Here is an 8,137-nt window from a genome sequence, read left to right as displayed (position 1 = left end):
TAATTATCTCATTAATAAGGAAGTATGGAAATATACTCAGTTATTAACCGCTTACGGATAAACAGATGCAAGTGCACGATGCTGCCAGTCTTCAATTACAGGTAAAAGTTTATCTGTTACATCGGATACAAAGCCCTCACTTACTTCATGTAGATTTTCAAGCTGTTCTGACCCATTTTTTTGAAAATTTACGTTTAAATCAGACCCAGGTCTTATAACTAGTAAATCTAGATATTTATATTTAAAGTTGACCCACCCTAGATTTACACCTAAAATTGACCCACTTCCTTACAATGTTTTTATATCATATCCTTGCTCTTTGAGATAAGAAAGGTTAATACTTACTTGTTTAGTATGTCTATCAAACTGGATAAAAGTATTATATTCTAGCAGTCTTTCCTTAATAAGATCTTGCAGTAAGGCCTCTAGTCCGTTTAATGATTTAGTGCTTAGGGAGGTACCTGATAGAGATACCTTCCTTTGCAAAGTTAATTCTTCTAGACTTAGAAACTCACATCTCTGATTTTCTACTAACTCATATTTCTTTAATGTTCTATTATAAGTATATTTTCCTTCTCTATAGACTCTATTTTTGAAAGCTTGATAATTCATTCCATACTTTTGAGTAACTATTTGAGCAGCGTGTTCATGACCTTTTGTATTAATGATAGTTATAACTTCATCTATTTCTTGTTCCTTCATCTTATATTTACCCATTTGTATCACCTTTTATTTTTGTCCTTTACTCTATAACTATCACCTGTTATACTAATAACGTGCGAATGATGTAAGAGTCTATCTAGTATAGCCGTAGCGGCTACTTGGCTTGTAAATACTTCATTCCATCTTTTAAATGGAAGATTAGTTGTTATAACGAGAGACTTCTTTTCATATCTTTGCCGGATAAGTTGAAAGAATAGGCTCTCTTTTTCTTTGTCCATATTTATATAACCTAGCTCATCTATAATGAGCAAATCTATTTTATAGAGCTTCTTAAATTCCCTCTCTATATTTCCCTCATCTAATGCTTTAATAAGCTTATCCATTAACTCAGCAGCATTAATAAAAAGAACTTTAAATCCTTCTTTGCAAGCATTGATGCCTAATGCAGTAGCAATATGACTTTTCCCTACACCTGGTGGTCCTATAAGAATAACATTCTGTGTATGATACATAAAATCTAGTGTTTCTAGACTTTTCAATTTTTGAGTATATCTATGATCATGGAAAGTGTAATCATAGTTTTCAAATGTTTGGTATCTTTCAAAACCTGCATTTTCTATATTTCTATTTACTAATCTTGTCTTTTTTCCTAGCTCTTCTAATTGTATTAGATTGAGTAAAAACTCTTTATAACTAAGATTGTTTTTAATGGCTTTTTGAATCTCTTCTTCATAATTTGCTTGTATATCTATCAATTTAAAAGTTTTTAGCATTTCTTGTATGTAGGTATCTGTATCATTAAATTTATGGGAGGACTTCATAGGCTGTTCCTCCATCATCGTAATAATCTAACGATCTAATTAATGTACTTTCTGAGGTTATTAATTGCTTTGGTTCTAAGATGATTTCAAGGTACTTATCTTTTAAAACACTTTTAATCTCATCAATACTGTATAGCTCATGAGCAATACAATAATCCAAGACCTTTTCAATATGTTCTAGAGGGTATAATTCCAATAGACTCAGGATTCTCCTCGCATGATAAGTCGGTTGATCAAGCTTCTTTGCAGAAGCCACTAAATATTGTTCTCCATTGCTGAAAGTAGATATCATAAGCCTCTTAATCTCAGGAATAGATTTGCTCACTTTAGTTCTAATAACATCATAATGTTCTTCGAGTTTATTCACTAAAGAATCATCAACGGTTAAATCATAAGTTGCAATAACAGACTTAGTGCCATTAAAGATTTCTATTAAATAACCATAAGATACTTTATAACTTACTGTTTGCTCTACAAAACTTACAGGAACACTATATTTTTTACCCTTTATCATTACTAGACTATCTAAGCTAACTTTTCGAAATTCAAGTTTTTCATTATAATATCTATTTCTGGGAAGAGGAAGAAGGGATGGCTTTTCTTCTTGATAAGCTTCTTTTGGAATACGTTTAGTTGTAGTATGCAACTTATTATTCCAGCTCTCAATAAACTTATCCAATCTCTGATTAAGATCTGTCATACTTTCAAAAGTATTTCCTTTTATAAAGTGCTCCTCAAGATAATTAAAAGGACGTTCTACCTTACCTTTTGTTCTTGCTCTATAGGGTTGGCAAGCATTAAGTTCTACTCCTAAATGGGCTGCTAGAATTAATGATTCTCTGGTATACTTAGGTTCTTTACCTTCTAAGTGCTCTATAATAAGTGCTTTAGGGTTATCAACTATGAGTTCAATAGTTACTCCATCTAACTTGAAATATAAATCTTCGATTGCCTTATGAACAGCATCTGCATCCATTCTCAAAGAACATACCATAGCTTTATATCTGCTATATGAAAGTACCATTGCAAAACAATAGACTGTTACATAAGTTCCATTTACCAGTAGTTTATAATGGGCCCAGTCGAACTGAGCTTGATCTCCAGGGGGTGTTTCAAACCTCACTGTTGCTTTGGTGGAAATTTTTCTTTTTTGCTGCTGAAGAGTAGAGAGATATCTATAAACAGGTCCAATGCTGCCATCATATCCTATTTTCAATAACTCTTCATAAATTCTAGTCCCTATAAAATTATAACTAGGATCTAGGTACCAAGTTTTAATCTGTTCTTTATAGGCCTCCACCTTTGAAGGATAGATTTTTCTTTGATAAGTAGGCCTAGTAGGGGATCTAAGAAGTTTCTTTACCGTATTCTTAGACATTTTTAGTTCTCTAGCAATTCCACGGATACTCATTCCTTTTTTATGGAGTTGCCTAACTGTAATCCATTCATCCACGTCTTTCACCACTTTCGTCTCCTTTACGTTATGATTAGTCACGTAAAGGGTATAGGATTTTTGAACATGGGTCAAATTTAAATGTGAATGCTGGGTCAGATTTAATTATAAATCAACACTTCAAAGCCATAAATATCTTCTATTTGCTCTGAAATTTGCCTTGTTGTAAGCCCTTTGGCATACATAGTAATAATCTTTTCATCTATCTGTGAAATATCCTTTTGTCTCTTGCGAACAATCTGTGGTTCAAATGAACTTTCACGGTCTTGAGGTACTTCAAGTTGTACTTCACCATAATGACTCCTAACCACCTTAGGTTTATAGCCATTACGTGAGTTGGTATTATTAGAACGTTGATGAGCTTCATAACCTAGATGATGATCCATTTCCGTTTCCATCATTTCTTTAATCGTACCACCCAGTAAATCTTTAAGTGCTTCTTGAATGTCTTCTGCACTTTGAATATCATACTCATTAATTAATGCTGAAATAATATTTTTCTTACCTTCACTTAAACCTTCTCTTTTTCTTCGTCCCATAAAAACAGCCTCCTATGAATTTATTTTATCATAGAAAGCTGTACGAGAATTTAAATTTACAGAGTTTTCTTCACACTCTCAGAAGAAGTAAATTGTTATTTCTCCTTTGACAAGTTTTCATCAATAAGTGAGATACCTTTTATAATACCAGATGTTATTTATACCCAGTTTACATCACATCTTTTTATAATTGCTGGATTCCCTACGATTAATGAGTTAGAATTAATTATAGTATTTACAACTGAATTTGCACCTACTATACAATTATCTCCTATTGTACTCCCTTTTAGTATTGTAGCATTAGCCCCTATCCATACATGCTTCCCTATTTTTACACTCCTATACTTATCTTTTTTAGCTCCATTCGATATAATATAATGCTCATCTGTATCCATAATATTTACGCCCCATGAAATTGCACAGTTTTCCCCAATTTCTATGTATTTTCTACATTGTATTCTTGAATGCTCATTAATATATGTTCCATCTCCAATATGAAGTTCGGCATCTTTTCCTATTAATATTTTACTTCCAGTACATAAATTAACTTTACCAAATACATTTAGTGTTCCACTTTCATAAATATCCAAAATCATCTTTTGTGGAAGCGAATAATATACCCCTATTATTAAAGTTGCCCCTTTTTGAATATTTATTTTTCCTTTTTGCCTAATTTTAATTTTTGCATTTTTACCTATAATAATCTTCCCCCTATACCTAATAGAATAGATTAATGTTCTAATTATAGATATCTTAGGTAAGATATTGATAATTTCTTTTATCATCTCAGGAGAATCCTCCTTTTTAATTTATGAAAATTAGTAATTAACCAGCTCTAACTATTATATCTTTAAATTGGATTTTATACTTTTTATCTTCTTAATAACTTGTGCAATCTTTCAAATATACCTATTTTTTTTAACAGTAAAATTACATTAGTTTTTATTTTTACCTTCAAACTAGTCCTTGCATATTTTTTTATTATATACTCAAACCCTTTAGAGTGATAATCTTCCCAGAACGTTTTCCTATTTAAATACTGTTCACTCGGGTACTGTAATTGAGGTTGTGTACAATCTTTTTTATTACTTTTCTTATAGAATATCCCATCTTGAATTTCTTTAAACAAACCTTGTCCCTTATGTGTATTAACTAATACTAATGAAACACCTTTATTATCATTAAACTCAGGCATACATTTATCTATCCCCCAGAAATCCGCAATAGTAATATCAGCAGACCTTTGAAAGTTAGTATATTTACAACTATGACATGCTGGTCTTAACATACTATGTAGATAAAACAAATTGGTATATAAATTACTCTTATACTTTTTGTCATTTATAATAACTGTTTCAAAATGAGTATTCCATCCATATTCTTTATCACGGAAATCAACTTTGCTAATTTTACCTTTGTATTTCTTCTCACAAAAATCTATATATTCTTTCCACATTAGAGGGCTCGGTACTCCATGACATACTAAATCGATGGTAATTAATTTATCTGTATTTAGTCTATTTCCTAAGAAGCCAAATAGCCCTGCTACTTGACAAGGTGTTCCTGAAAACAATACATATCTATCTTGTAACAAATCTGTTTGCACATCAGCATATATTTGTTTTAAATCACTTTGAACATACTTCGATCCCTGAAGTTCTCTTATTCCTTCTTTATTTTCAACTTTCTTGTGACATACAACAAATTTCCCCTCATATCCTACTCCATATATCGCTCCATTATTTTCAATAATAGTATTTGCAATAGCCACAAATATTCCTCCTGAGCGACTATGCATTCTGGTATTCATATCTTTATTTTTTACAGCATATATGATTGGTTCCTGAAAATTATTTGATGTATCATATCCATTTTGGAAACTACATACTTTTTTACATAAACCACATTCAATACACTTATTAATATCAATACTAGGATACAAAAAACCTTCTTCATCAGCCTGCATGGTTATTGCTGCTTTAGGACAAATGTTCATACATGCTGTACATCCACAGCAATTCTTTTTATCTGTAAACAATGTTATCATTTTTTCTTACCAACCATTCCTTTTGCTCTTCTTAATACATTCTGAATTTCAGTTGTTTCAAATATAAGCCCTATAACTGACACTATCATAACCGCATAAATGCCTACTCCACAAGCATATATAGCCCATGCTAAAATATTCTCTGCCTCTATATTAATAAATAAAAATGGTAGCCATACTATCATAATACTCACAAAAACCCTAATTATTCTATACATTGTATCTTTAACACGCAGTTTTGTTATATTCTTAGGCACAAAAATCAATAGATCAATAGCTCTATATAAATTAGAAAATATAGAGCCTACAAGTACGCCTGAAATTCCCATAAAAGGTGCTAAGATTGCACCTAGTACAACAGCAATTATTCCCTGTATACCCGTTTGCCATTTGGTTTCTTTATACATTCCCGCAGCTATAACTAGCATTCCTTGAGGTGTCTTAATGTTATATAATAATCCATTAAGAACAAACAAAAACCCTAAAAACGGGATATTGTAATTAATGTCATCAATACCTTCTGTATATATCCTAACAAAAGTCATTATAGTTAAGAAGGTTATACTATATATAACAGTAATTAAACTATAATATATAAATTCAAATTCCTTATAAGCTTTTTGTAATATTTTAATTTCATTTCTAGCAATTATATCACCAAATGATGCAGATAATCCTGTAACGAAAATTCCTAAAATCCCGTTTATACCAGTCATCACCATATTAAATATAGTATATACACTAACTACTTTAAGGTCTTTTAGAATGAGTGTAATTAATACAACCGGTGCCCCTGTATGGATCGCTCCTAGTATCTGTAAAAATAAAGCGTCCCACCTTTTATTTAAAGCTTTTGTATTAGGTACTTCTTTATAATTCAAATATGTATACTTTCTCTTACAATATATCATGAGTATTATTGATCTTAAAAACATAGACAATAGTGCTACTAATCTTAATATCACTATATCTACTCTATAACTTGCTAAAACAACTATAATAATTGTATTAATAATAATATGAATAGTAGATGCTATAGAAATTACATATGTCTTCTGATCAGCTGAAAGTAATACACGATATTTTGATAAAGTAAAAAATTCTAATGCTCCATTAGCTCCCAGAATTATTGTTAATAATCCTACACTTAAAGGTGAGAGTATATTAGTCCGAATATAAAGGGGGTAAATGAGCGCTAACCCTAATGTTAAAGATATAAATATATAGCCTGATTGAGTATAAAACTTTTTTGCCGCTACTACTATCGCATTAATTTCCTTATGATTATTATCTGCTATCGGCTTATACAAAGCATAGATTGCAGCACCTGCCAATCCGGCTTCCACTAAATTAAAATATGAAATAAATTGTGCAATAGAAGAAACTAATCCATTTATCTCTGATCCATAAGTATTTATCATAATTCTAGGGGTAATAAAGCCAACTAGCATAGTTACTAATTGCATAATTGCTGTAGTAATTGAGTTATAAAAAAACTTTTTAGTTCTATTCATTGCTTACTCCTAGAATTTCTCTCAAATAGGACTTTGCTACTTCTCTCTCCTCAGCTATTTTAGCATTAACCTTATTATAATCAATACTTTTATCTATATTTATATTTTTACCATTTACAATCTGTCTATCTCTTAAATTCAATAAATCCATAATATTTTCAAGTCTTGAATTTACTTTCGCTGGTGGTGGCAGTAATTCTACAAAGAAATTCTTATTAAAGTTGATCGAAAATGCTGTACCATGAAATGAATTAGTAACTATATATTCTGCACCAGCAAAAAGTCCTAAAAATTCTTCTGGACCACTTGTTCTGATGTATTTTCCTTTTGCTTTTTTTATAATTTCATTATTTATATGAATTATCTTATATCCTGAACTTTTTGATAGATTTTCTGCAAATTTAATAATACTAGGTGAATATTGCATTAAATACACTAAAATATATTTATCTTTATTACTAGTATCTTTTACAACATTCAACCACTCTTCCTTAGTAAGTAAAAATGTGGGATCTAAGTGTACAGGTACATCTATATTAATTAGTTCTCTTAAAATTTCTTGTCCCTGTTTCTCTCTTATTGAAATATTATTAAACTTTCCAAGCAATTTTCTATAATCCTCTTCCAATTCTTCTATTATACAATTAGTTCCAAAACTTGCTGCATAAGAATTTTTTTTCGTATCATCTTTAACAAAATCTAGAAAATAAGCTTTATCAAATCCAGTACACTTATTATTCCATACTTGATCACTTCCTGTTATAAAAGCTTCATAATTCATATTAATTTCATTTAAGTCATTTTTAGTTTCTATTTTAGAACTCATTTTGATATTTTGCTCTATAAATTTTTTAAACTTATTTGATTTTATTTTATTCACTGGATCATATAAAACAATATGTATTAAATTTCTTAAAGATTTTATTTTTTTTATATCAAATAAGGAATATGCATCTTCAATATGTCTACATCTATAATCAATAATTTCATTATCTACTCCTAATTTATTTAAAGCTTGTTGTAATGCATATGCTTGTAATATAGCTCCATAATTTACTGCTCTATGAAATGTAATTATTCCTATTTTCATTATTAAACCT

Annotated in this window: 7 protein-coding genes and 1 pseudogene; all 8 read right to left on the bottom strand. The window is 30.1% G+C overall.

Translation table 11 applies throughout. The features are described 5' to 3' along the window. Nucleotides 1-288: 288 nt before the first annotated feature. Nucleotides 289-717: a hypothetical protein gene (locus ACLTBU_RS10700; protein WP_412218893.1), complete on the bottom strand. Its 429-nt coding sequence runs from the start codon at nt 715-717 to the stop codon at nt 289-291. Between the two features lie 5 nt (nt 718-722). Then, nucleotides 723-1,484, bottom strand: coding sequence for an IS21-like element helper ATPase IstB (istB, locus tag ACLTBU_RS10695; RefSeq protein ID WP_412218891.1), 762 nt, complete (start codon nt 1,482-1,484; stop codon nt 723-725). Then, nucleotides 1,468-2,946: an IS21 family transposase gene (gene istA / locus ACLTBU_RS10690; protein ID WP_412218889.1), complete on the bottom strand. Its 1,479-nt coding sequence runs from the start codon at nt 2,944-2,946 to the stop codon at nt 1,468-1,470. Before istA ends, istB begins: the two co-directional genes overlap by 17 nt. A gap of 110 nt (nt 2,947-3,056) precedes the next feature. After that, nucleotides 3,057-3,476, bottom strand: a pseudogene (locus ACLTBU_RS10685) (transposase); the annotation flags it as partial. A gap of 158 nt (nt 3,477-3,634) precedes the next feature. Continuing rightward, a complete protein-coding gene (locus ACLTBU_RS10680; RefSeq protein WP_412218887.1) occupies nt 3,635-4,261 on the bottom strand; it encodes an acyltransferase in 627 nt (208 codons plus the stop codon). Nucleotides 4,262-4,347: 86 nt separating this feature from the next. Continuing rightward, nucleotides 4,348-5,523, bottom strand: coding sequence for a Coenzyme F420 hydrogenase/dehydrogenase, beta subunit C-terminal domain (locus ACLTBU_RS10675; protein WP_412218885.1), 1,176 nt, complete (start codon nt 5,521-5,523; stop codon nt 4,348-4,350). Next, entirely contained in the window at nt 5,520-7,037 is a 1,518-nt protein-coding gene (locus ACLTBU_RS10670; RefSeq protein WP_412218883.1) for a lipopolysaccharide biosynthesis protein, read from the bottom strand. Before ACLTBU_RS10670 ends, ACLTBU_RS10675 begins: the two co-directional genes overlap by 4 nt. Then, nucleotides 7,030-8,127, bottom strand: coding sequence for a polysaccharide pyruvyl transferase family protein (locus tag ACLTBU_RS10665; RefSeq protein ID WP_412218881.1), 1,098 nt, complete (start codon nt 8,125-8,127; stop codon nt 7,030-7,032). The genes ACLTBU_RS10670 and ACLTBU_RS10665 overlap by 8 nt, the downstream gene beginning before the upstream one ends. Nucleotides 8,128-8,137: the final 10 nt, after the last annotated feature.

The organism is Zhenhengia sp. (assembly GCF_046966505.1).
Taxonomy (GTDB): domain Bacteria; phylum Bacillota; class Clostridia; order Lachnospirales; family Cellulosilyticaceae; genus Zhenhengia; species Zhenhengia yiwuensis.
Note: the sequence above shows the minus strand (reverse complement) of the source record. Positions and strands in the feature narration are given on the sequence as shown.

Coding starts and splice junctions, on each gene's coding strand:
- ACLTBU_RS10700 (WP_412218893.1), bottom strand. CDS start 717: ATGGGTAAATATAAGATGAAGGAACAAGAAATAGATGAAGTTATAACT.
- istB (WP_412218891.1), bottom strand. CDS start 1,484: ATGAAGTCCTCCCATAAATTTAATGATACAGATACCTACATACAAGAA.
- ACLTBU_RS10680 (WP_412218887.1), bottom strand. CDS start 4,261: ATGATAAAAGAAATTATCAATATCTTACCTAAGATATCTATAATTAGA.
- ACLTBU_RS10675 (WP_412218885.1), bottom strand. CDS start 5,523: ATGATAACATTGTTTACAGATAAAAAGAATTGCTGTGGATGTACAGCA.
- ACLTBU_RS10670 (WP_412218883.1), bottom strand. CDS start 7,037: ATGAATAGAACTAAAAAGTTTTTTTATAACTCAATTACTACAGCAATT.
- ACLTBU_RS10665 (WP_412218881.1), bottom strand. CDS start 8,127: ATGAAAATAGGAATAATTACATTTCATAGAGCAGTAAATTATGGAGCT.